This is a genomic window from Lactobacillus hamsteri DSM 5661 = JCM 6256, assembly GCF_000615445.1.
Classification (GTDB): domain Bacteria; phylum Bacillota; class Bacilli; order Lactobacillales; family Lactobacillaceae; genus Lactobacillus; species Lactobacillus hamsteri.
In genome coordinates, this window is the sequence record NZ_BALY01000005.1 from 34,371 (window position 1) to 57,767 (window position 23,397).

Here is a 23,397-nt window from a genome sequence, read left to right on the forward strand (position 1 = left end):
AATTAAAAAGGGTTTCAACAAAAAGCTACATTCTTGTTTCGACACGATGCTCATCTAAATGAATGATTTGGTCAAACATATTCTTTTCTTCTGGAGAAATCTTATGCGCAACTTCAATCACGGCAACACGCGGATTCTTAAGCAAAGTCTCGTGAATTGCCAAAGACAAATGCGGATCTAAGGCACTCGTTGCTTCATCCGCAAGCAAAATTGGCCGACCAGACAAAAGCGCACGAGCAATTTCTACACGCTGAATCTGCCCTCCAGATAAGTTATTGCCATCTTCACCAACATTGCTGTCCAAACCATGTTCTTTGACCAATTCATCAAGACCTGCTTCATGGATGGCTGAATTCAATTCTTCATCAGTAACTTCACGCCCCAAAGTAATATTGAAGCGCAAAGTATCATCAAACATAAAAGGCTTTTGATTTACGTAAGAATAATAATTATGCGCAGAATTCCAATCTCCTGTTACATCCTTATCATTCAAGAAAATCTGACCTTCTTTTGGTCTTTTAATACCTAACATTAATTTAAGCAAAGTTGTTTTGCCCCAGCCACTCGGCGCCATAAGCAAAACTTTTTCGCCAGGCTTTACCGACAAGCTAACATGATCAAAAATTTTCTTATGATCAGAATGAGTGACATAGGACAAATCTTTGATTTGCATTCCATCAAAGTCGCCGACTTTTTTCTTGCAATAGACTGGCTTATAATTCAAAGCCTTAACAGTCTTTTCCCACATAGGAACTGTTGACTTAACCTGATTAAATTCGTTAAACAAAGTAACAACTGGCGTGATAAAGTTCATTGCTAAGTCAACCATCATTACTAAGGTACCGACTTTTAACTGACCCTGCATCATTAAAATTCCACCAATCGTACATGGCACAATAAAGCAGAACAATTCCGCGGTTGAATAAATAAGCTCAAGTGCCCAAGCCTGCGTAAGCGACATATTTCGCAAAGCATTTTCCATATTTTGCGCAGCACGTGCAGCACGTGTAACGACATTAGAACGCACGTTGTAAAGCTTAGCTGATTGCGCACCGTTTAAGGAATCGGAAACATTTTGCGTATAAACGGCGTTACGCTCCGCCCAGGTCTTTGATTTACGCGTAATAATTGGACTCGTAACAATTTGCACTAAAGCCGGCGCGATCATCGCCACGACAAAAACAATCGTCATTTGCCATGATGAATAAAACGCAAAGCCAATTGCGCCAATAAATGATAAAGCCTGCAAAATCATATCAAGCTGGGCATTGACACGATTAGTTTCGATTTGCTTTAAATCATTTGTCATAAGTGACAAACCATTTTTTATATCCGGTTCGCCTTGATCAACCAAATAAGCAAGGTTAGCACGTTTAAAAAACATGTTTACGTCACGAATAATACCCATTTTTACCGTTTCATAAACAAAATTGCTGGCCATAAAGCATAATTGACCAAGAGCAGTCAAAACGGCCAAACGCACTAAATGCCAATAATCATGCGAACCTGATGAAGCCACGTTTAACATTATTTGAATCATATAAGCTACAAAGACAATATTGCAAGCTTTGATTGCAGCCAAAATCGCAAAACAAATAACATGACTTCTTTTAGCATATTTTAAAGTCATCATACTCTCCCTAAATACTTCTAATTGCCCACATTATACGCGAAAACTATAGTTAATCTCAAACCATTCTGCTATGATGAACCAACTTAATTTGTATAATAGATATATGGCATTTTAATTTGTGAGGTGAAAAACAAATTGCAACTTGTTGAATTACATCAAAAAAGCAGTGAACCTAACTATTTAATCGGCTGCATTTTAAATGAAAGTTCAGAGTGGGTAACCTTTTTATCAATCGATCCAGCTGGTAATCAAGGCGGTATTCGTTTCTTAAAAACTAACGATATTACAGAGATCAATGAAAATAGCCCTGCCCTTAACTTCGTTAAGAGTTTGCTTGAAACCAACCAACTCAGCGATCCATTCACATTAACAGGCAATAATCGCACAATTATCACCAGCAATTTACAAAATTTATATGAAATTTTGCAATATGCCCTAAAAAACGAGAAATTGCTCAAGATGAATCTTAAAAATGGCGCAACTTATGGTGGTTATATTACAGAACTAACTAACGAAGAAGTTCGGCTATTTTCATATAATGATGATAAAGTTTTTGAAAATTTAGTCGAAACTACCATTAAGTTAAAAGATATCGTAGAAATCATTTTCAATGATGCCGATTTAAAGCTTAGCTCAGAATATTTCTCCTATCTTGGCAGTGAAGGAGAAATTGGTAATGAATTAGGGCTTGCTCAGATTTATTTCCGTTATACTGACGATTTTCGCTTTGGCAACGATATGATGCTAGGCTGGATCGTATCAGAAAGTGATCATTATCTTTTAGTAGAAAGACTTGATGATGTTGGACAAATCATGGGTGTTTCGTTAGTAAATAAAAGTGCTATCGCCCATATCACCAATGATTCTGATTATTTGAACTTTATCAACTTTGCCTGTGAATATAACCAAAAGCACGGCAATCTTGATCCATATCATTTCGATGATTTTGCTCATCAATTTACGCAAATTCCTACTTTTGCAGAAATCATCAGGACTAGCAGACCAGATCACTTGCTTTTAGTTGATGACTATGAATTTGATGGTATTAATTGGGGAACAGTTATTAGTTCTAACGAACAAGGTTTTATTTTGCGACCTATCGCTAATTTTGATTTTAGTGATCCCGTTCAAATCCCCTATTCAGATTTAGCCTCTATTGACCTTATCAGTTCAGATACAATTCATTTGCAGACTTATCTGAAATGGGCGCATCGCATCTAACGTGGTAGAATTAACATAATTATTATTTTAGAAGGGAAAAATCTATGAAAACTGGAACTAAAATTATTACTTTAGACAACGGTTATCACCTTTGGACTAACACTCAAGGTGAAGGCGACATTCACTTATTAGCTCTTCACGGCGGTCCTGGCGGCAACCATGAATACTGGGAAGACACTGCAGAACAATTGAAGAAGCAAGGCTTGAACGTACAAGTTACTATGTATGATCAACTTGGTTCTCTTTACTCAGATCAACCTGATTATTCTGATCCTGAAATTGCTAAAAAATATCTAACTTATGAATACTTCTTGGACGAAGTTGATGAAGTTCGTGAAAAATTAGGTTTAGACAATTTTTACCTTATCGGCCAAAGTTGGGGCGGACTTTTAGTTCAAGAATATGCCGTTAAATATGGTCAACACTTGAAGGGTGCAATTATCTCTTCAATGGTTGATGAAATTGATGAATACGTAGCGGCAGTTAACCGTCGTCGTCAAGAAGTTCTTCCACAAACTGAAATTGATTTTATGCACGAATGTGAAAAGAATAATGATTACGACAATCAACGCTACCAAGATGATGTTCAAATCTTAAACATCAACTTTGTTGACCGTAAACAACCTTCTAAGCTTTACCACTTAAAGGATATCGGCGGCAGCGCCGTTTACAATGCCTTCCAAGGTGACAACGAATTCGTTATTACTGGAAAGCTTAAGGATTGGCACTTCCGTGACCAACTTCCTAAGATCAAAGTTCCTACTTTGCTTACTTTTGGTGAAAACGAAACTATGCCAATCGAAACTGCTAAGATTATGCAATCTAAGATTCCTAACTCACGCTTAGTTACAACTCCAGATGGTGGTCACCACCACATGGTTGATAATCCTGATGTTTACTACAAGCATTTGGCTGACTTTATTCGTGAAGTTGAAGATGGCAGTTTTAAAGGTCAAAATTAATTAATCAACAATAAAAAGGTTGGAATTAATTTTCCAGCCTTTTTTCATGTTCTTTTGAGGTGTTTTTATGAATGAAGAAGATGTCAAAATTCTTTTGGTCGAAGACGAAGAAAGCGTCGCTAGCTTTGTCAAAACTGAACTAGAATTTGAAGGCTACCAAGTCATTTGGGCACAAGATGGAAAAGAAGCTTTGGATTTTTTCAAAAGCGAAAAACCAACACTAATTTTATTAGATTGGATGCTTCCTATTTATGACGGAATCACTGTTTTAAGAAGAATTCGCAAACAAAGCGACATCCCCATCATTATGCTTACTGCTAAGAATTCAACGTCAGATATCAGTTCGGCTTTAGATCAAGGATTAGATGATTACATTACTAAGCCTTTTGAAATTGAAGAACTGTTTGCCAGAATTCGCGTTGTTTTGCGCCGTTTAAAGAAAAAGCAAGAGCAGGAAAATACGCCAAACTCAACTTTTGAATTTGATAAATTAAAAATCGATTTAGTTAAACACGAATTCTTCTGTAACGGTGAAAAAATTTACTTAACACCTAAAGAGTTCGCTTTGATGGCAGAACTTATGCGCGATCCTGAAAATGTTAAAAGTCGTGACGAGCTTCTCGATATTGTGTGGGGTTATGATTTTGTTGGACAAACTAATACCGTTGATGTTTATATCAGAGCAATCCGCAATAAATTAGGCGATCCATATAAAAAACTAATCAAAACGGTTCGCGGTCTTGGCTATTGTTTAAGAAGAAATGATTAACAATGAAGAAAAATAAAGTTAAAACTACCACTTCACAATTAACTCACCTTTTTGTCAGCCTTTTCGTAGCAATTTTGATTTTAGTTAATATTGCCTTTTTACTTATCTCTTCCGCCTATATTTATAACCATGCTAAGGATCAAAGCGAAGAAGTTATTGACACTGTCAAAGACAACCTCGATCCCAAATATGATTGGTCTGCGATGCTTGATGCTTACTTAGCAAAGCAAGACGATGATGCCATTACTTTGACAACTCCACAAGGAGTTACCTATTATTCTGAAGATGCTCACGAAACTTTCAAAAAAATAGATCATCAAAAGCATTATAAGAACATGATCTTTTCTAAAAAGCATATCTATTTCTTGAATCAGGAAACACATCACGGCTTTACGATTCGGGTTGCACTTAATATTGATGAACTTTTCGAACTAATTACTTGGCTCTGGATTATAATTTTAGGATTAAATCTAATTGCAATATTTATCAGTATCCCACTTATCCGCCGTTTATCTCATAAATGGAGCCAGCCAATTCAAACCATGGACACGGAGATTCAAGATATTCAAAAAGCACAACAAAAAGAGAGCTACATCACAGTACCTAATCAGCCTTTAGAAATTAAAAATCTCGCTATTTCTTTTAACAATCTACTTGCTTTTCAAAATAAAGCTTTAAAGCGTGAGCAACAATTCGTTAGCGATGCTTCCCATGAACTTAAAACGCCAATCGCAGCTATTCGAGGGCATGTTAACCTAATTAAACGGCGTGGCAAAAGCAATCCTGAAGTAATTGAACCTTCATTAAAATATATTGATTCTGAATCTAAGCGAATGGAAACACTGATCAACGAACTTTTAACACTTGGCAGAATTGACCGTAATAATGAAGCAATTTCTTCTACCGATTTAGTTAAGACAATCGCTGAAGTGGTTACCGAAATTCAAACCGTTTATCCACAAGAAATCTACACTTCTCTACCAAATAAATTAGAATATCCCATTCAAGCAACAGATTTTCGTAATATTGTTCACAACTTAATAGAAAATGCGGCTAAATATTCACCTGCAGACAGTGATATTCATATTGATTTAACCAAAAATAATAATCAAATTATTTTCAAAGTTGCTGACAACGGTATCGGTATTTCCCGGGAAAATCATGATAAAGTTTTTGAACGTTTTTATCGCGAAGACAATTCCCACTCAAGTAAAATTGCCGGTTCAGGCCTTGGCCTCGCAATTGTTAAAGCTGAAATAACCAAATATAACGGCAAAATTTCCATATCAAACAACAAGCCACAAGGTACCATTTTTACCGTTTCTCTTCCTTTAGAAAAATGAAGAAATCTTCATTTAAACTCTATCAAATTTTAGTTTTTGAACCGTCTTTTCCCAGTAAGATATATGTATCAAGTAAAGCAAAACAACAAAAACTTAATTAATAGATTTAGAGGAGAATTTTATTATGAAGACAATCAACTTAAAGAAAATCGCAATCGCAGGTGCAGCTCTTGTAGGTTTAGGCACAGCAACTATCGGCGTTGTAAATAGTCAAACTCAACCAAATATTGTTCAAGCCGCAACAAGCAAGATTAAAGTTTCTCAGTCATCAGCAGTTAAGAAGTTCCAAGCTAAGTACAAGAAGGCTAAAATTGAATCAATCAATTTAGAAAAGGAACATGGCCGTTACGTATACGAAATCGAAGGCTTCACTTCAACTAAAGAATACGAAATGAAGATCAATGCTTCTACAGGCAAGACAATTTCATCTCACTCAGAAAGACGTGACAGAGGCGACAAGAAGAGTGCTCTTAACTTAAAGAAGACAATTTCTCGTTCAACCGCAACTAAAATTGCTCAAAAGAAAGTTTCTGGAAGCAAGGCAATTGAATGGAACTTAGACCGTGAAGGTTCAAGAAGCGTTTGGGAAGTAACTGTAACTAAGAACGGCAAGAAGAGCGAAGTTAAGATTAATGCTCTCACTAAGAAAGTTATCAGCGTAGAACGCGACTAATTTATATAAAAAGAGTAAGATAGACTTTGATTTAAGAAAGGATATACATATACATGAATAAAGCAAAATTAATCAGATTAACCAGTTCACTTGCCTTAGGTGCAGCATTACTTACAGGAACAGTAGCCTGCTCAAATGGTAATAATGACGATGCAGAAAAAACTAGCCAAACTTCAAAGAAAACTAAGGACACAACAAGTTCAAGAACTTCTGAAGCAAGCAGTTCAAAGAAGCAATCAACTAAGGCTGTTAAAGAAAATGAAGTTAAATTAGACACTCAAAAAATCAAGTTAAGCCAACAAGAAGCTTTAAACAAATTTGACAGCCAATTTAAAGGCAAGAAGATTAAGAGCATTGATCTAAAGCTTGAAGGCAATCAATATGTTTATGAAATCGACGCTTTTGACGACACTAAAGAATACTCAGCAGAAATTAACGCTGAAACCGGTCAAGTAAGCCGTGCTCATTCAGAAAAGTTAGATCTTGATGACCGCAATGAAAAAGCTTTAGACTTAAGTAACGTTATCAGCCGCAACGAAGCAAGCAAGATTGCCGAAAAACATGCTAAAGGCACTAGCCAAGAATGGACTCTTGACCAAGAAGGCAATACTGCTTACTGGGATGTTGAAGTTAGCGATGGTACTAAGCTTACTGAAGTTAAGATCAACGCTCACACTAAGCAAATCGTTACTACTGAACATGACAATGATGACGACAATGACTAATTAAATATTTAATTCAAAATCAAAAAGGATCTGAAAAATTTCAGATCCTTTTTTCTATAATTTTTTAGCTAACAAATAATCTGTTTGGGCATCGTCACCAACTTGGAAGACATGTTGACTGACACGTTCAAAATCATCTTTGGCGTAAAATTTTTGCGCAACAATATTCTTTTCGTATACACCAAGCCACATGTAATCTTTATTTTCTTCACGCGCCAATTTTTCGGCTAATTTAATCAAAGCCAATCCTAAACCTTGATGTTGGAACTTTTCACGCAAGTAAATTCGTTCAACTTCAAGTGCATTTGGCTTCAAATCTTCTGTTTGAGCATCCCCAACATTAACCTTTAAATAGCCTGCTACTTCATCTTTAACCATCAAAAAGAAAAAGCGACTATTTGGATTGTTAATTTCATTAATCAACTTGGTAGTATCATAATCTTCTTTTAAAAAGCGAGCCATATCATCAGGAGCTGTATATGCATCGAAGGTTTTCTTAAAAGTTTCGCGTGAAATTGCTTGAAGTTCCTTTACATCATCTGTTGTTACATTTTTAATCGTGTACTCTGTCATTAATATTTCCTCTTTCCGCCTTTTTTTACAAATTGCCAGTTATTACTAGCATTTTTTTCCACTGTCTTAAGTAATCGCGCTAATTCACTTTTTTCACTTTCAGTTAAACCATTTAAGGCCATCTGATTTGAAAAGCTATTCTCACGTTCAATAACTTTGGCCAATTCTTTTCCCTCATCCGTCAAAAACAGATGCTTTATTTTTTTATTATCTTGATCGCTTTCTTTATAAACTAAATTATTTTTCACAAGTTTTTGAATACTGCGAGCTGTAGTAGTTCGATCAACACTAAGCATTTCGGCCAAACGATCAGAAATAATCCCTGGATTTTCACTAATGCGAACCAGATATAAATATTGACCACGATTCAAATTCATTTCTTTAAATTCAATATTTGCAATCGAATCAAGGGAGCGAGCAATTGTGCCAATTTGTCTCAATACATCTTCCATTTGCTTACCTCTTGAAAAATATTATACGTAGTTTTGTTGCAAATGCAACATAATTTTAAATATAAAATATTTTCTGTCATAATGAAGAGACAATTTCTTAAGGGAGAAAATTATGCATATTATTACTACAATCGGTTATATTCTTACCATTTTAGTCGGAATTGAACATATCGGAATTTGTTTATTAGAAATTTTTGCTAGTCCTGAAAAACAGGCCCAAGCTTTTGACATGGATATATCATTCACAAAACAAAAGGCCGCTCGGATTTCCATGGCTAATCAAGGCATTTACAACGGAATTCTCGGTTTATTGCTTATTGTGGTTTACTTCATTTTTCCAGCAGCAACCTTAATTAAAGTGTGGCAATTATTATTAGGGATGATCGTTATTGTTGCTATCTTTGGTGGTTTTACTGCTACTAAAAAGATTTTTGTCTTACAAATGTTGCCTGCATTAATTGCCTTAATTTTGCTTAGTATTTAATTCATAAGAAAGAATTAAGTGACATCGTATCACTATTTTGCATATATTTTTTCTAATATAATATATATAAATCAGAAAAGACAGGAATTAGAAATACGGTGATGCGATGAAAAAAATTCTTAAATTTGTTGCCAGCTTACTCATTGGAATCGCCATTGGAACAGCAGCAACTTATTTTTATTTCAGCAATAAAAACAATCAAGTAACCCAAATAAAAAAAGAAACGACAACTACTAATGAAAACGTCGTCTCCCTAGCAGCCACTGAAGATGTCCCCAAAATCAGAGTTGGATTAAACCAAGCGATTAATAAATTTACGCGCCTTTATTCTTCCGCAAATATCAGTGAAGTAAACTTAAAAATTCAAGGTGAAAACTATATTTACGATATTGCTGGCTTTGATGCGAAAAAAGATTGTTCAATTCAAATTGATGCAAGCAATGATTTAATTATTGGTCAGTCTACTTTACGTCATGATTACGAATATAACGAAACTGATCCTGTTAAATTGGATTTCAATAAAATAATTTCTCGCAACGAGGCTAGCCAAATCGCTATTCAAAAAGTTGGTGGCGGCGAAGCTCGCGAATGGCTTTTAAAAACTCAAAAAGATAAGCCAATTTGGATGGTTACAGTTATTGATAAAAACGAAATCTACAAAATTACAATTAATGCTTTAACTAAAGAAATAATTGATTAAACAAAAAATAAGCGATGAACTTCATCGCTTATTTTTTACTTTTAATTAAACTTAGCGTTGTTATCAGCACGACCCTTGTAATCTCCTTCGTCTGTTCCGATTACAAGCTTTTCGCCTTCGTTAATGAAATCTGGAACTTGTACAACCAAGCCAGTTTCCATAGTTGCTGGCTTACCACCGCCGGCAACAGTTGCACCCTTAATTCCTGGTTGGGTTTCCTTAACTGTCAAAACAACAGTTGATGGCAATTCAATACCGATCAACTTGCCTTCGTCAGTAAATTCCAAACTTACATTGATGTTAGGAATTAAGTATTGAACATCATTGCCCAATTGATCCTTAGAAACTTCGTATTGTTCGTAGGTATCAGTATCCATGAAGGTATAAACATCGCCTTCGCCGTAAAGATATTGAGCAGTTTTCTTAGTAAGTTCAACTAAGTCAATCTTTTCAGTTGGACGCATTGTCTTATGAACAACAGCACCGCTCTTCACGTCGCGCAAATCCATTTGCATAACAGTGTTGCCCTTACCAGGCTTGTGGTGGTTAGCTTTTAAAACTCTGATTAACTTACCTTCTTGATTGAAGACCATACCCTTTTTCAAATTAATTGCTTGCATTTAAAACTCTCCTTTTTCATCGTCTTTAGTATACCAAATTAGAACTGTCTAAGGTCAATTCGATCGATTAAATGATCGTGAGTTTTATGTAAAATCAAATCCGCACGCTTCTTAGTTGGCGCGATGTATTCACGTAAATTAACCAAATTTACCATTTGCCAAGTTTCTTCGGCAAGTCCTAAAGCCGCAGTTCTTGGACCGTTAGCCATTTCATAGTAAAAGTTGTCAGGGTTGTTTTTATTTAAATCAAGCAATTTTCTAAATCTTTGCATGTACCAGCTTTCGATCATATCTTCATCTGCATCAATATAAATTGAAAAATCAAAGAAATCACTCGTTACAATTTGGCCGCTTTGCGGAAGCTGCAAAGTATTAATTCCTTCCATGATCAAGATATCCGGACGCTTAACATGACCATATTCGCCTGGTACAATGTCGCTCAAAGCTTGAGAATAAAGCGGATAAACAATATCTTCTTTCCCAGATAAAACATCTGCCAAAAAATCACTCAGCATCTGCATGTTATAGCTTTCTGGAAAACCCTTGCGAGAAAAAATATTCTTTCGTTTCAATTCGGCATTGCTATAAAGAAAACCATCGGTGGTCATTAAATGAATTTTCAACTCAGGATAAGTTCGACTAAGTAAAAGCTGAAGCAAACGCGCTGTAGTTGATTTACCAACAGCGACGGAACCAGAAATTCCAATAATAAAGGGTGAAGCTGGAACTTTTTTATGCAAAAAATCCATCGCCGAATTTTGAACATGACGCTTAGATTCAAACATTAAATGTAAATATGAAATTAAGCTTGTATAAATTTCATGAACGTCAGCTAAATCAATCACGTCACCCAAAGACTTAACTTTAGCTAATTCTTCTTTAGTAATCTCAACTTTTTCATTATGTGGGGTTAAATTAGCCCATTCATTACGATCAAAACTAATATAATTTTTCATTTTCATTAAACTATCCTTTTAGTATTATTTTAATTATAGAGGAAGTAGGCAAAATATGAAAAAAATTGTTCTTTTTGGGGATTCACTCTTTAATGGTTTTCGCAATCGTCGCAACACTAATTTAATCACAAAGGGTCTGGAAAACAGATTAAGTAATGCACAAGTGGAAAACTTTTCTAAAAGTGGCGCCACAACAGTCGAAGCATTGGATTATATTGATCAAATTCCGCAAGATGCGGATGCAATTTTAATAGAATATGGGACTAATGATTCTTCAGCTTGGGGCATCAGTTGTACAAATTATGCTAAGAATTTAGAAACGATGATCGCTTATTTTAACACCAAAAAAGTAATCGTAGTCGGTCCATGGCATCCCAACCCAAACAGTGATCAAAGCAATTTCTTCAATCCAGAAACTTTAAAAACGAATATTCAAACTGCAAAAAATCTAGCAATAAAATATCATTGTCCTTTTATCGATTTGACCAAATTAACCAATAATCAAAAGGACATGGACAAAATCTACCAAAATGATGGTTTGCATCTCACTGATTTAGGAAACAATTTATTGCTTGATGCGCTTACACCAATAATTGAAAGCAAAATAAGAGACTAGGAATTCCCTAGTCTCTTATTTTCATAAATCACGCACCATCATAACGTGCTCAATGCCGCCTTCGTCAAAGACATCGCCGACTGTTTTATAACCTAAGTATTTATAAAACGGCTTAGCTGACATCTGCGCATGGCACGCAACCCTTTTAACACCTTTTTCACGCAAAAATTCATGAACTTCTTTCATCATTTTTGCGCCTAAATGTTGGCCGCGAGTATTTTTATCCACAGCAACTCTGCCGAACATCCAACCTATTTTTTCATCCTTAAACACACGGCAAGTGGCCAATGCATCGGTATTTTTTTCATTTAATAAAAATACTTGCGTTGCTACCAAATCAGTATCATCAAGCTCTGGTAACGTAATTTTTTGCTCAGCTACAAAAACTTCTGAACGCAATCTTTCTACGCAAAATAATTCTCGACCGCTCATTTCATCAACTTTTTTAAAAGAAAATTTTTCATCCACTTGTGTATTACTTCCCTAAATAATTGCTTTTCCGATTAAACCATTTTTCATTTAATTGCTCAAGCTTACCATCTTTTTGGAGTGCCAACAAACTTGCATTAATCTTTTTACGTAAAGTCTTATCACCTTTACGTATCCCTACAGCAAACAAGTCCGCAGGAACCGCCTTATTTTCAATCACGCGATAATCGCTGCTTTTAGCCATATGCGCAATATAATAGTTAGCATAAACCTCATCAAGCAAGATTCCCTGAATCCGGCCCGCATTTAAATCTAAAAATGAATTAGGAATTTGATCATACAAAACTGTACTCTTAGCCTTTAAAACTTTTTGCTTGCTTTCATACCATTGTTCAGCAGTCGATCCTGTTTGCATCCCCAAAGTCTTATCTTTCATCTGGGCAAAATCATGAATACCGCTATTCTTTTTTACGACTAAAACTTGACCGTTACGCAAATATGGCCGACTAAAAGCCACTTTCTTCTTACGTTGATCCGTAATACTGTAGCCATTCCAAATCAAATCAATTGTACCATTGCGCAATTCTGTCGCGTTCATCGACCAATCGATTGTTTGAAAGCTAACTTTGATACCATAACGTTTAAATACTTCACGCGCCAAATCAATATCGTAACCAGCGAGCTGCCCATTTTTCTTTGAAAATCCCATTGGCACGAAGGAATCATCTAGGCCAACCACGACTTCTTTTTTGCGGGAAATTTTATTCCAAGTATCTTCGCTATTCGCACTTTTCGTGATACTTTTACACCCCGTTAAACCTACTAAAACAAATAACAAGGAAAGAAGCAATAATATTTTTTTCTTCATAAGCTAACCCTCGTTTAATGGTTTAACTTTCAAAACTTGATCGGCAACGTTCTTTGCAAATTGCAAATCATGAGTAATAATCAGTTGGGTTAAGCCAGTTTTCTTTAAACCTAAAATCATCTTTTCAACTTCTTGCCGCAAATTAGGATCAAGCGCACTGGTCGGCTCGTCATAACACAAAATTTTAGGCTGCATTGCCAAAGCTCTAGCAATGGCAACCCGCTGCTTCTGACCACCAGATAATTGATAAGGATACTGCTTTTCATGCCCTGCCATTTGCAGCTGCGTCAACAATCTCATTGCATCATCTTCAGCTTCTTGTTTTTCCTTCTTTAAAACAAGCTTAGGCGCTAAAGTAATATTTTCTAAAACATTTAAATTAGGGAAAAGATTAAAATCCTGAAAGACCACGCCTACTTTTCCTGAATCATATTTTTTGCCATCAATTAGAATTTGACCATCATCATTGGTTTCAAGTCCAGCAATAATGCGCAATAAGGTCGTTTTTCCAGCTCCAGAAGGACCGACAATGGTTAAAATATCGCCATCATTCAAAGTAAAAGAAATATCCTTTAAAATTTGACGGTCATTATATGCCTTAGATAAGTTTTTAACTTCTAACATTCTTTTTCACCTGCCTAATTACTTGTAATAACTAAAGTGTTTTTCGATTCTCTTTTGTGCAAAGGCACAGACACTAATCAAAATTAGGTAAATTGCAGCTACCAAAACTAGCGGAACTAAAGTTACGTCACGCGCCATTGCCACATTACCAGCTCTAAGCAAATCGCCTAAGCCAATTACATAAACCAAAGATGAATCCTTCACCAGATTGATAACTTCGTTGAAAATAGATGGCAAAACAATTTTCATTACCTGGGGAATTATAATTTTAGTCATTGTCTGCCAACGGTTAAGACGTAAAACTTGAGCCGCTTCAAATTGTCCTTTATGAATTGATTGCAAGCCTCCACGGAAAATTTCCGCAAAATATGCCGCATAGTTTAAGACGAAAGCGAAAAGAGCGGCCTCATAACGGGGAAAAACAATATGTAAAATCGGCAAACCATAAAACACAAAAATTAACTGTAATAATAGTGGCGTTCCCCGCATAATCCAAACATAAAATTCAACTAACCATTTGATTGGTTTAATCTTGCTCATTTCACCTAAAGCAACCAATATTCCTAATGGCAAAGCCAAAATTATTGTCCAGAAAAAGATCTTCAACGTCATTAAAGTTCCAGCAATAAGAGCCGGCATAATTTGCATTACATATTCCATTTTTCCACCTGCTTTTTTCTAACAAAAAGTCCTCTTGAGAAAAATCTCAAGAGGACGAATTATCGTGATTCCACCTCAGCTTCACAACATGCTCACGCATACTGCCTCACTAGGTTTACTAACAAAGAATTATCACGATAAATAAAAAACGCCCTTCTAGGTCAATTGACCTAAGAGGGCGAATTTCTCGATCCGCGGTTCCACCTCATATTCACAGCTAACTCGCATTAACTGTCTCAATAAGTTCGTTAATAAACCTTTAGCTATAATGGCTAACCCAGACCTCTCTACTACCATTTCAAGGAGCCAACTCACAGATGTGATTCATCCAAGCAATTGCCTTATTTCCACCATCAAAGGCTCTCTATAAATTATTCTTGAACTACTATTTCTGTTCCAAGTTGTTAATCACATGTTGCTTAAATATTATACGATCGCTAATTTTTTGTCAACGATTTTGCTTTTAATTATTTTTCATCGTAAGTTTTAGGATCAATATCAAGAAGCGGGGACTTCTCGCCAATATATACAATATCGAGCTTATACATTGCTCTTGAAGTAATTGTGTAAACTAATTGGGTTTCATCAAGAGCGTGATAATTTTCTTTAGATGCATCCCACATTACAACTGCATCAAATTCCAAACCTTTAGCTAAGTATGAAGGAACAACTAAGTCGCCAGGAACAAGACGTTGGTTGGCAGTTGCGATCAATGTTGCCTTTTGGCCATGCTTAGCTAATTGTTCATGAACAAACTTCGCGCCCGCTAAATCCTTAGTAATAATTGCCGTTGTAAAATGCTTAGCATCATTAGCCTTTAAAATTTCTTGCAAGGCAACGATTGCTTCTTCATCAGTCTTTCTTCCCCAAATAACAGGCTTTGGACCTTGACGGTTGAAGGATTCAATCTTTTCACCTTGGCGCAAAATCTGCTTAGTAAAGTCAGTAATTTGCTTAGTTGAACGATATGACTTAGTAAGTTGAACAACATCGGTCTTTTCAGGATCAAATAAGCCTGAAATTTGTTTAAGCAAACTTCTGCTTTCATCTTTGGTAAAGATAGCTTGATTTAAATCACCAAGCATTGTGAACTTAGCTCTTGGGAAGTTGTACTTAAGATACGCAAGTTGGAATGGCGTATAATCTTGGATCTCATCGATGAAAGTGTAACGCATTTCAAAATCAGTGCGACGGCCAGTGATCAAGTCATAAAGGTAAAGATATGCGGAAACGTCATTCATATGAATGTCGTGCTTTCTGAATGAATCTTTAACTTCTTCGACATGCTTCATCCAGTCATCTTCAGAAATATTCCATTTAGATAAATCAGTCATCTTAGGAACAGCACGCAAAAAGCTTAAGTATTGCGCACGCATGTTGATAAAGTGATTGTGACGAATCTTTTGGAAAACAGGTTGAAGCGCCTTTATAACAATCTTTCTGCCTAAGAATTTTTCTTCATCGGCTTCGGAATCGAATTCTTGATCAGGACGATCGTACAAAGCATTAAGCTGTTCCTTGCTCAAGCTTTCGATAGTTTGACTAACCCACTTCTTGCGAACTTCCGGCGCAATCTTGCGATTGAGCATCTTAATCAATTCTTCACGCGTAGCATCGATACGGTTGGCCAATTTGTAATTTTGATTGTATGAATAATAGATTTCACGAATCTTTTCCTTATCAAAATATGGCTTCTTTTTATCACGGAACATAATGTTCTTAAAGACAACGCCACGTTTGTTAAGGTGCTTAGCATAACGCGTTACCAAATTGAAGAAGTTTACAGAATCCTTAAAAGCACCGATATCGCTGTTGGCAGTTTTATCTTCAAATTGTTTAAATAAGTTTTCAACGTTCATCCCTGGAAGCCGGCGAGAAACAAATTGCCAATAAGTCATTTGAACCATGTTCTGTTCACCCATTTCAGGCAAAACATTTTTAATGTAGTCATTGAACAATTGGTTAGGACTAAACATGATAACGTCGCTGGAAGTCAAATTACCGCGGTAACGGTACAAAAGAAAGGCAATTCTTTGTAAAATCGCGCTTGTCTTACCTGAGCCGGCCGCCCCTTGAACGAATAAAAGATCAGCGCTTGTGTTACGAATGATCTTGTTTTGTTCTTGTTGAATCGTCGTAACAATTGACTTCATTTGGGTGCTGGATTTTTCTGACAAAACTTCCAGAAGCATCTGGTCACCGATTGACTCGTTAGTGTCAAACATGTTGACGATCTTGCCGTCTTTAATCATGAATTGACGCTTCTTAGTCATATCAACGGTAATTTCACCTTCAGGCGAATTGTAGGAAACCTTGCCTAACTTGCCATCGTAGTAAATAGAAGAAATTGGTGCACGCCAATCATAGATCAAGAAATGATCATTTTCATCCGCAAATGAACCTAAACCAATATAGATTGTTTCTGGTTCTGAAGCATCATTTTCTTTAAAATCAACACGGGCAAAATATGGACTCTTTTCCAATCTTTCAACTGTGGCTAATTGCTTAGCAGAATGTTGCCAATCATGTTCACGTTCAGTTAAAAGTTGTTGTTGCTGGTGAATGGACAAAGCCGTTTCCATTGATGTTGAATAGCCATCATAGTCAAGCTTAACGTCATCAAAGAAATGAGAATTAAGATCTCTGCTTCGCTTCAACAGTTTTAATTGATTTTCTTAATTTCTTTTCACGATCTTTGATCATGCCCATGACATGGTCAAGATGTTCTTGTTCGTATTTTTTATCGTCAATTTCTTTAGACAAATAATTTCACCTACTTTTAAAACCTAGTCTATTAATTCTACCATGAATTAAGAAATGGTAATACTTTTAGCTTACAGGCCATATTAATACACAAAAACAATTAAAAAGTTTACAATTTGAAAGAATATTCAAAAAAATCGGAGTTGATGCAATTATGCGAGGATTTTTTCACTTCTTGCGTAATTTAATTTTCTTAGGGATAATTGCTTTCGGTATTTGGACATATAAAACAAATCCTAATTTTCAAACGGCGACCAACGATTCGCTTGCCACACTCAGCCAGAGAATTAATCAGCTAATTTCAACAGGATCGCTTAAGGCTCCAAAAATTGGTGATAATGAACCAACTGAGCAAACCGATTCTGAAGGAAAAAATGATGATTCCGGCAAAAAGACTGACAAACAAATTTGGTCTAAAAATAGTGCAACGGTTTATATCGATATTGATAATAATCCAGTTTTGCGCAGCGCAACAATCGACGCTATGAACGCTTGGAATAGAACGGGAGCTTTTTTATTTAAACAAACAAATAACAAAAATAAAGCCAACATTGTCGTTAGTGTAATGGATCGAAGCGATACAAGCGCGGCAGGACAAACGTCCACAACTTATAATCCTGTTACGGGACATTTGCTTAGAGCAAAGGTGCAGCTTAATCGCTATTATTTGCAAAATACATGGTATGCTATAGCCAAAACAGAATTATAAATACTGCTGAGCATGAATTAGGTCATGCAATCGGCTTAAGTCATACTCATAGCGTTTCCGTTATGTATCCGGCCGGATCAATTTATACGATTCAGCCTCGCGACATTACTGACGTAAAGAGACTTTATCACGAAAGCTAAATATTTTTCTTTAAACAATCACCTTTTTTCGTTTAGAATGAAAGTGATTGTTTTTATTTAGGAGAAAATTATGAAGAGAATTTATATCGTTCGTCACGGTCAAACTTATATTAACCGTTACAACAAAATGCAAGGTTGGTGCGACACGCCATTAACAACGGCTGGCGTTGAAGGCGCAGTAGAAGCCGGAAAAGCTTTACACGATGTTCCATTTGATATTGCTCTTTCCAGCGATTTAAAGAGAGCCAGCGATACTTGTGATATCATCATTAAACACAATATTAACAAAGACGAATTGCAACATATTGCTAGTCCATTTTTCCGTGAACAATTCTATGGCTACTTCGAAGGTTTAGATTCTGAAATGGCTTGGCGCATGATTGGCGGAAGCCATGGCTACGAAACAAGACAAGAAATGTTTAAGCACGAAAGTATTGATACCATTAAGGATTGGATTAAAGAAGCCGATCCTTATCATGAAGCTGAAAACGCCAAAGAATATTGGGCACGTCTTAACAATGGCTTTAAGATGATTAGTGAAATGGATGGTGCCGAAAACATTTTGCTTGTTACCCACGGCTTCACTATCCGCAGCATTTGGGCTCATTATGGCGATAACATTCCGCTTGTTCCAGGTCCAAAGAATGCTTCAATCACAATTATGACAATGAGTGATAAGGGTGAAATTAAGATTCCTTCCTGGAATAAAATGCATTTATAGAAACAAAAAAAGTTCTCCACATGTGGAGAACTTTTTTTGTTATTATTAATCTTTATTTTTCAAAACAATTCCTTCATACAACTTCACCGTAACTAAGTAGTAAATAAGGTAAAGTACCAAGAAAATTGTAAATGGAATCCAAATTTTATCATATGGATCTTTTAACAAGCTCTTGAAGAACTGCAATCCAAACAATACATCAATGACACCAAGCACAGCAGGCAAAGCGAATAGAACACCAATTTCACTTCTAATTGAAGCCTTAAGCAAATTCTTCTGCGCGCCGATCTTCCAAAGCATGTTGTATCTTGGCTTATCACTATTTGCGCCACTTAAAACTTTAAACATTAAAGTTGAAGCAAGCATTGCAAGGAAGGCCAATCCCAAGAAGAAGCCCATAAATTCAAATCCTGAAGCTACGCTTGAAACTAAACGATATTGTCCTGATTTTGAATTATTTAAATCAACATATACGCCCTGGCTTGATTCCTCAACGTTACTCATCATTGATTTAACAGCAAGTTTCTGCAATTTTTCAATATTGTTGAAGTTGCTTCTAAAATTATTTACAAGCAAGAATTCAACATGATTAATCTGCGCGTTGATCTTGTTAAATTCCTTTTTAGAAACAACCTTCACTAAAGCATTTTGGTATGGCGTCAAGCTTGCCAATTGATAATTTTCTTCTGAATGATTATCCTTCACGCCTTTAGCTGTAATAGTTTTTGTCGACCAAGCCTGTTGGCCGTCTTTTTGATAAAAATGTTGATATTTCAATTTCTTCTTATTAAGTTCTTGATCAGTTACGTAAAGAATGTGGCTTTGCTTCTTGCCTTTGCCGACAAGCACGGTCTTATAATTCAATGAATCAGTTTTTCTAACCGAAACTTTCTTTAATTGCTTTTGAACCTTTGCATTATTTTTGTACAAAACAACATCATAGTAAGTTGCTTCCATAGAAGTATCGGTCATGCTGTTGAAGTTTAATCCAACAGTAATTGCGCCTAATGCTAAGGCAAACAATAAGGAAATAATTGATAAAATACGGTTGTAATCACCAAGTCTAAATTTGAGTTGTCCCAAAGTGAAAGAATGCAACTTACGATATTTAAAATTACGATTCTTTCTGAGCAAGTTAATTACGCTGGTAAAGAATGAGTCAAAAATAAGGTATGAACCGATCACAATAGTGAAGAAACCAATCGTAATCGAATTTGTCATCAAAGTTTGATAAGCAGACATTGCCCAATAACCGGTTGCCAAAAGGCAAAGTCCTAAAATTGCTTCAATAAATTTCCAGATCTTATGTTGACGCACTTTTACGGGCTTTTGATCTTCATGAAGCAAGTTAATCACATTAGTTTTAACTAACTTATGACGGTTCCAAAATGCTGCAAGTACAAACAAGACAATAAAGAAAATTAAAGTCCAAAGAATTGCAGGCATATAGAAACCAAAGAATTTATTGATATGCAGACCTAACTGGCTGATCAACATCTTAGATACAACTTGGGTCAAACCGATTCCGATTCCAATTCCCAAAAGGGTTGATAACAAACCAACTACAATTGTCTCTGCGAAAATCAATTTACCAATTTTGCTATTTCTGGCTCCTAGCATCATGTAGGTGCCGTAATCTTTTTTCCGCATACTTAATAAAAAGCTGTTGGCATAAGTTATATAAACTAAGGTGATAATACCCAAAAGGGCAATTCCGAAGCCAAAAACAAATTGCGTAATTGAAAAGGCAATCGTCAATGAACCTTTTAAAAATTGCGGATTAATTGCAATTGTCATAAACATGTAGAAAATTGCGCTTGCTAAAGTTAAACCTGAAAACAAAACCGCGTAATCTTTAAACCGGCTTTTTAATCCAGTAAATGAAAGCTTCCAAAGCATAATTCTTCCTCCTTTCACTTAATTAACGGCGACCAAGTTCCGTAATAATATCTTGGTAAAATTCTTCGCTAGTCTTAGTACCTTTTCTAATTTCCTTACCGATCTTACCGTCTTTGATGAATAAGATTCTTTGCGCATAGGAAGCAGAATAAGGATCGTGCGTAACCATTAAAATTGAAACTTTATCATTTTTATTCAATTCAGCCATAGTTTCAAGAAGTTCAGTCGCAGACTTTGAATCCAAAGCTCCAGTTGGTTCATCCCCGTAAAGAATCGCAGGATTATGAACAAGTGCACGCGCTGAAGCCACACGTTGTTTTTGACCACCAGAAATTTCTGCTGGATATTTATCCAAAATTTGCATGATTCCTAATCTATCCGCAATTGCTTCTACCTTATCGTTAATTTCTCTCGCTTTCACATTTTGAAGTGACAAAGGCAAGGCGATATTTTCACGATTGGTTAAATTTTCAAGCAAGTTAAAATCTTGGAAAATAAATCCAATTTCCTTGCCACGGAAATCTGCCATTTGATTCTTCTTCAATTGCGTAATATCTTGATGATTTACAAAGACATTACCTGTTGTCGGTTTATCTAACGTAGATAAAATATTCAAAAGCGTGGTTTTACCTGAACCTGAAGCACCCATAATGCCAACAAATTCACCTTGTTCAACAGTAAAATCAATTCCTTTTAAAGCTTGATATTGTTTTTCATTTTTCTTGCCATAAGTTTTGGTAAGAGCTTCTACTTTTAAAACCTCAGTCATAATAATCTCTCCTCTATTCAAACATCTATTCATTATTCTCTTTGTCATGGTGTATTATTTAAATAATACACTAATATGATATTAAAACTTTGTCAACAAAAAAATCTGATAAAATTAAAATAAAGGAATCAAACTATGGTAGAAATTAACTTTGACTATTTAAAAAATTCAACATATTTTAAAGACCAATATGAGGCCGCAAATCGCCTTGTTAAGCTGTATTCCATCGATGATTATCGGGATGTTATAGCCAATTGCCGATTATTCTTAGAAACAAGCGTAAAAAGGATTTTTGATTTAGAAAATTTGGATAAATACTATTCCATCAAAGCCGGTGAATATCGCAATTTACGCAACGATACGCAATATTTGCGATCACACTTAGATTTACCTTTATCAATTTATGATTTAATGGACGAAGTTCGCCGCATGGGTAACGATGCCGTACACGATCCGCATTATCACTTTACGAAAAATCAAGCTTGGCGTTGTCTTTGCGATATAAACGATATTTTGGCCTTTCTTATCAATTCTTATGAAAATCAGAATCTGCATTACATGCGACCTGATACGGCAATGGATGCCGTTGAAAATAAAAATAATCGTTTCCACAAACGCAATAAAAAAGTACAAACTATTAAACAAGAAGGTACTAATCAAAATGCGGAACTCGCCCGCAAAGTGTTAAATCATAAAAAGAAATACGGCTTCAAGAGCCGTCTCAAACATTTTTTCAAACACTAAAAAAGGGCTTAGAAACTCTAAGCCCTTTTTCTTTAACTTACTTTTGTACCTAATTTTTGAATCAACTGCTTATCTCCAACTTTGTGGAAAATCGCATTTTGATAATTAATCGTTTTACGATATTTTTTGCCCTTGTGATGATACTTATACACAAGCTGATAGCTTACTTCACTATAATTTTTACCGGCTGGCAAAATCTTAGTAACCACAGCTTGGATTTTCAGATGAGCCTTACTCTTCGCAAACTCTTTAACCGTCTTTTGCAATGCCTTGTACTCCGCATTATCCTTGCCTTTTTCAAAAGCATCATCAACAGTCTTCGTATAAGATTGCGTCAAGATCTTTTCTGCTTCAGCTTGATCGATCAAGCCCGGCCACAAAGGATTAACAATATAATCGCCTTCAACATCTTGATAGACATCATCGGCTTCATTGCCGTTATAGCTTGGCGCGTTGGCATAATCACTAACGTCATCATCACTCTTACTAAATTCTGTTTCAATCGAACTCGACAAATCTTTTACTTTGTAAGAACGAATCTTGATGCCGTTATACTTAGTTTCAATATATAATTCCATGTCTTTTGACAATGGATAATTCTTGAAGACAGCCTGGCCATTTTTATCAAGTCGCTTAACCCGGCGATCATTAATATAAACCATGCCATCAGGAACGCTACGAATCTGAAAAGTTCCCGTCTTAATCGTCATATTGACCGTTCGATTCGACCAAATGTTGGTAACTGAGCTAGCCTTTAGCTTACGACCTTGAACCTCAGTGTTAACAGCTAAATGATAACGACCAGGGAAAACCATACCTAAATCTTGATAGAAGTTTTGGTCGGCACCTTCCATTTGTCCAAAGTTTCTGCCGTTCACATATAAAGTCGACTTGGGATTATTAGTCTCAACTTGCGGAATATAAACTCTTACGCGAATCCGATATTTCGGAAAAAGCAAAAAATAGCGCCCATCTTCAATTAATTGAATTTGACTGCTGTCTTTGCCATTACGCAAATTGCGCCCTAAAGTTTTAGCTGCATTTTTATTTTCTCTAAAATATCGCTGCAATGGCTTCAACTTAGCATCCGTAACTTCCATATCAGGATTTGATGCCTGAACATAAGAAGTAATATTTCGACTTGGTTGCTGCAAGCTGGCAATAATGCGATCAATTTGGCGATCGCGTTGATAATAAATGTTGCCTAAGGCGTAAAAAATGCCCAAGGCGATAACGATCACCAATGCTGTGATCAAACTACGATGTCTATTTTTCGTTGTTTTTTTCTTAGTCATTTTTTCCACCTACTTTAGTTCATTCTAACCTAAAGAGACAAAGAAAAGT

23 protein-coding genes, 2 pseudogenes and 1 other annotated feature are annotated in these 23,397 nt (G+C 35.8%); of the genes and pseudogenes, 12 read left to right on the plus strand and 13 right to left on the minus strand.

What is annotated here, in order from left to right:
- Positions 1-25: 25 nt before the first annotated feature.
- Positions 26-1,630, minus strand: a complete 1,605-nt coding sequence (locus JCM6256_RS02265) for an ABC transporter ATP-binding protein (RefSeq protein WP_025080210.1) — start codon at positions 1,628-1,630, stop codon at positions 26-28.
- Positions 1,631-1,768: 138 nt separating this feature from the next.
- On the opposite strand from JCM6256_RS02265, the gene JCM6256_RS02270 reads away from it, so the two are divergent.
- The 6 genes from JCM6256_RS02270 to JCM6256_RS02295 all read left to right on the plus strand — a co-directional run bounded on the left by JCM6256_RS02270 (position 1,769) and on the right by JCM6256_RS02295 (position 7,326).
- Positions 1,769-2,854, plus strand: a complete 1,086-nt coding sequence (locus tag JCM6256_RS02270; RefSeq protein WP_025080211.1) for a hypothetical protein — start codon at positions 1,769-1,771, stop codon at positions 2,852-2,854.
- Between the two features lie 44 nt (positions 2,855-2,898).
- The gene (locus JCM6256_RS02275) at positions 2,899-3,816 is read left to right on the plus strand and encodes a prolyl aminopeptidase (RefSeq protein ID WP_025080212.1); all 918 of its coding nucleotides are present in this window, start codon (positions 2,899-2,901) and stop codon (positions 3,814-3,816) included.
- Positions 3,817-3,883: 67 nt separating this feature from the next.
- Positions 3,884-4,585 (plus strand): response regulator transcription factor, encoded by a 702-nt coding sequence (locus JCM6256_RS02280; protein ID WP_025080213.1) that lies wholly within the window; start codon positions 3,884-3,886, stop codon positions 4,583-4,585.
- Positions 4,586-4,587: 2 nt separating this feature from the next.
- Positions 4,588-5,928, plus strand: coding sequence for a sensor histidine kinase (locus JCM6256_RS02285; RefSeq protein WP_025080214.1), 1,341 nt, complete (start codon positions 4,588-4,590; stop codon positions 5,926-5,928).
- Between the two features lie 124 nt (positions 5,929-6,052).
- Positions 6,053-6,601: a PepSY domain-containing protein gene (locus JCM6256_RS02290; RefSeq protein WP_025080215.1), complete on the plus strand. Its 549-nt coding sequence runs from the start codon at positions 6,053-6,055 to the stop codon at positions 6,599-6,601.
- Positions 6,602-6,654: 53 nt separating this feature from the next.
- Complete coding sequence (locus JCM6256_RS02295; protein WP_025080216.1) at positions 6,655-7,326, plus strand: PepSY domain-containing protein; 672 nt, start codon at positions 6,655-6,657, stop codon at positions 7,324-7,326.
- A gap of 54 nt (positions 7,327-7,380) precedes the next feature.
- Here the strand turns inward: JCM6256_RS02295 and JCM6256_RS02300 are convergent, their stop codons facing one another.
- Both JCM6256_RS02300 and JCM6256_RS02305 read right to left on the minus strand, forming a co-directional pair.
- Positions 7,381-7,899, minus strand: a complete 519-nt coding sequence (locus tag JCM6256_RS02300) for a GNAT family N-acetyltransferase (RefSeq protein WP_025080217.1) — start codon at positions 7,897-7,899, stop codon at positions 7,381-7,383.
- Positions 7,899-8,351, minus strand: a complete 453-nt coding sequence (locus tag JCM6256_RS02305; protein WP_025080218.1) for a MarR family winged helix-turn-helix transcriptional regulator — start codon at positions 8,349-8,351, stop codon at positions 7,899-7,901. The genes JCM6256_RS02300 and JCM6256_RS02305 overlap by 1 nt, the downstream gene beginning before the upstream one ends.
- 112 nt (positions 8,352-8,463) lie before the next feature.
- Here JCM6256_RS02305 and JCM6256_RS02310 point away from each other — a divergent pair, with 112 nt between their 5' ends.
- Together JCM6256_RS02310 and JCM6256_RS09465 are read left to right on the plus strand one after the other, a co-directional pair.
- A complete protein-coding gene (locus JCM6256_RS02310; protein ID WP_025080219.1) occupies positions 8,464-8,835 on the plus strand; it encodes a DUF1304 domain-containing protein in 372 nt (123 codons plus the stop codon).
- 106 nt (positions 8,836-8,941) lie between these two features.
- Positions 8,942-9,535 carry a PepSY domain-containing protein gene (locus JCM6256_RS09465; protein ID WP_025080220.1) on the plus strand — a complete coding sequence of 198 codons (594 nt, stop codon included), beginning with the start codon at positions 8,942-8,944 and terminating at the stop codon, positions 9,533-9,535.
- A gap of 41 nt (positions 9,536-9,576) precedes the next feature.
- On the opposite strand, the gene efp is transcribed toward JCM6256_RS09465, so the two are convergent.
- Positions 9,577-10,155 (minus strand): elongation factor P, encoded by a 579-nt coding sequence (efp, locus tag JCM6256_RS02320; protein ID WP_025080221.1) that lies wholly within the window; start codon positions 10,153-10,155, stop codon positions 9,577-9,579.
- Positions 10,156-10,193: 38 nt separating this feature from the next.
- Positions 10,194-11,111 (minus strand): type I pantothenate kinase, encoded by a 918-nt coding sequence (coaA, locus tag JCM6256_RS02325; RefSeq protein WP_025080222.1) that lies wholly within the window; start codon positions 11,109-11,111, stop codon positions 10,194-10,196.
- Positions 11,112-11,166: 55 nt separating this feature from the next.
- Here coaA and JCM6256_RS02330 point away from each other — a divergent pair, with 55 nt between their 5' ends.
- Complete coding sequence (locus tag JCM6256_RS02330; protein WP_025080223.1) at positions 11,167-11,727, plus strand: SGNH/GDSL hydrolase family protein; 561 nt, start codon at positions 11,167-11,169, stop codon at positions 11,725-11,727.
- A 21-nt stretch (positions 11,728-11,748) separates the two neighbouring features.
- Here JCM6256_RS02330 and JCM6256_RS02335 read toward each other — a convergent pair whose 3' ends face one another.
- From JCM6256_RS02335 to helD, 5 genes and pseudogenes are all read right to left on the minus strand, one after another.
- On the minus strand, positions 11,749-12,159 hold the full coding sequence (locus JCM6256_RS02335; RefSeq protein WP_051545866.1) for a GNAT family N-acetyltransferase: 411 nt from the start codon (positions 12,157-12,159) through the stop codon (positions 11,749-11,751).
- 43 nt (positions 12,160-12,202) lie between these two features.
- The gene (locus JCM6256_RS02340; protein ID WP_025080225.1) at positions 12,203-13,024 is read right to left on the minus strand and encodes an amino acid ABC transporter substrate-binding protein; all 822 of its coding nucleotides are present in this window, start codon (positions 13,022-13,024) and stop codon (positions 12,203-12,205) included.
- A gap of 3 nt (positions 13,025-13,027) precedes the next feature.
- Complete coding sequence (locus tag JCM6256_RS02345; protein WP_025080226.1) at positions 13,028-13,648, minus strand: amino acid ABC transporter ATP-binding protein; 621 nt, start codon at positions 13,646-13,648, stop codon at positions 13,028-13,030.
- Between the two features lie 18 nt (positions 13,649-13,666).
- On the minus strand, positions 13,667-14,308 hold the full coding sequence (locus JCM6256_RS02350) for an amino acid ABC transporter permease (protein WP_025080227.1): 642 nt from the start codon (positions 14,306-14,308) through the stop codon (positions 13,667-13,669).
- A 171-nt stretch (positions 14,309-14,479) separates the two neighbouring features.
- Positions 14,480-14,716, minus strand: a binding site (T-box leader).
- A 59-nt stretch (positions 14,717-14,775) separates the two neighbouring features.
- Positions 14,776-17,017, minus strand: a pseudogene (gene helD / locus JCM6256_RS09470) (RNA polymerase recycling motor HelD).
- A 208-nt stretch (positions 17,018-17,225) separates the two neighbouring features.
- On the opposite strand from helD, the pseudogene JCM6256_RS09475 reads away from it, so the two are divergent.
- Both JCM6256_RS09475 and JCM6256_RS02365 read left to right on the plus strand, forming a co-directional pair.
- Positions 17,226-17,920, plus strand: a pseudogene (locus JCM6256_RS09475) (matrixin family metalloprotease).
- Between the two features lie 70 nt (positions 17,921-17,990).
- A complete protein-coding gene (locus tag JCM6256_RS02365) occupies positions 17,991-18,641 on the plus strand; it encodes a histidine phosphatase family protein (protein WP_025080228.1) in 651 nt (216 codons plus the stop codon).
- 45 nt (positions 18,642-18,686) lie between these two features.
- Here JCM6256_RS02365 and JCM6256_RS02370 read toward each other — a convergent pair whose 3' ends face one another.
- Positions 18,687-20,540, minus strand: a complete 1,854-nt coding sequence (locus JCM6256_RS02370; protein ID WP_025080229.1) for an FtsX-like permease family protein — start codon at positions 20,538-20,540, stop codon at positions 18,687-18,689.
- Between the two features lie 22 nt (positions 20,541-20,562).
- Entirely contained in the window at positions 20,563-21,309 is a 747-nt protein-coding gene (locus tag JCM6256_RS02375) for an ABC transporter ATP-binding protein (RefSeq protein WP_025080230.1), read from the minus strand.
- Positions 21,310-21,444: 135 nt separating this feature from the next.
- Here JCM6256_RS02375 and JCM6256_RS02380 point away from each other — a divergent pair, with 135 nt between their 5' ends.
- Entirely contained in the window at positions 21,445-22,053 is a 609-nt protein-coding gene (locus tag JCM6256_RS02380) for a DUF4145 domain-containing protein (RefSeq protein WP_025080231.1), read from the plus strand.
- A 32-nt stretch (positions 22,054-22,085) separates the two neighbouring features.
- On the opposite strand, the gene JCM6256_RS02385 is transcribed toward JCM6256_RS02380, so the two are convergent.
- Positions 22,086-23,348 carry a TcaA 3rd/4th domain-containing protein gene (locus tag JCM6256_RS02385; RefSeq protein ID WP_025080232.1) on the minus strand — a complete coding sequence of 421 codons (1,263 nt, stop codon included), beginning with the start codon at positions 23,346-23,348 and terminating at the stop codon, positions 22,086-22,088.
- Positions 23,349-23,397: the final 49 nt, after the last annotated feature.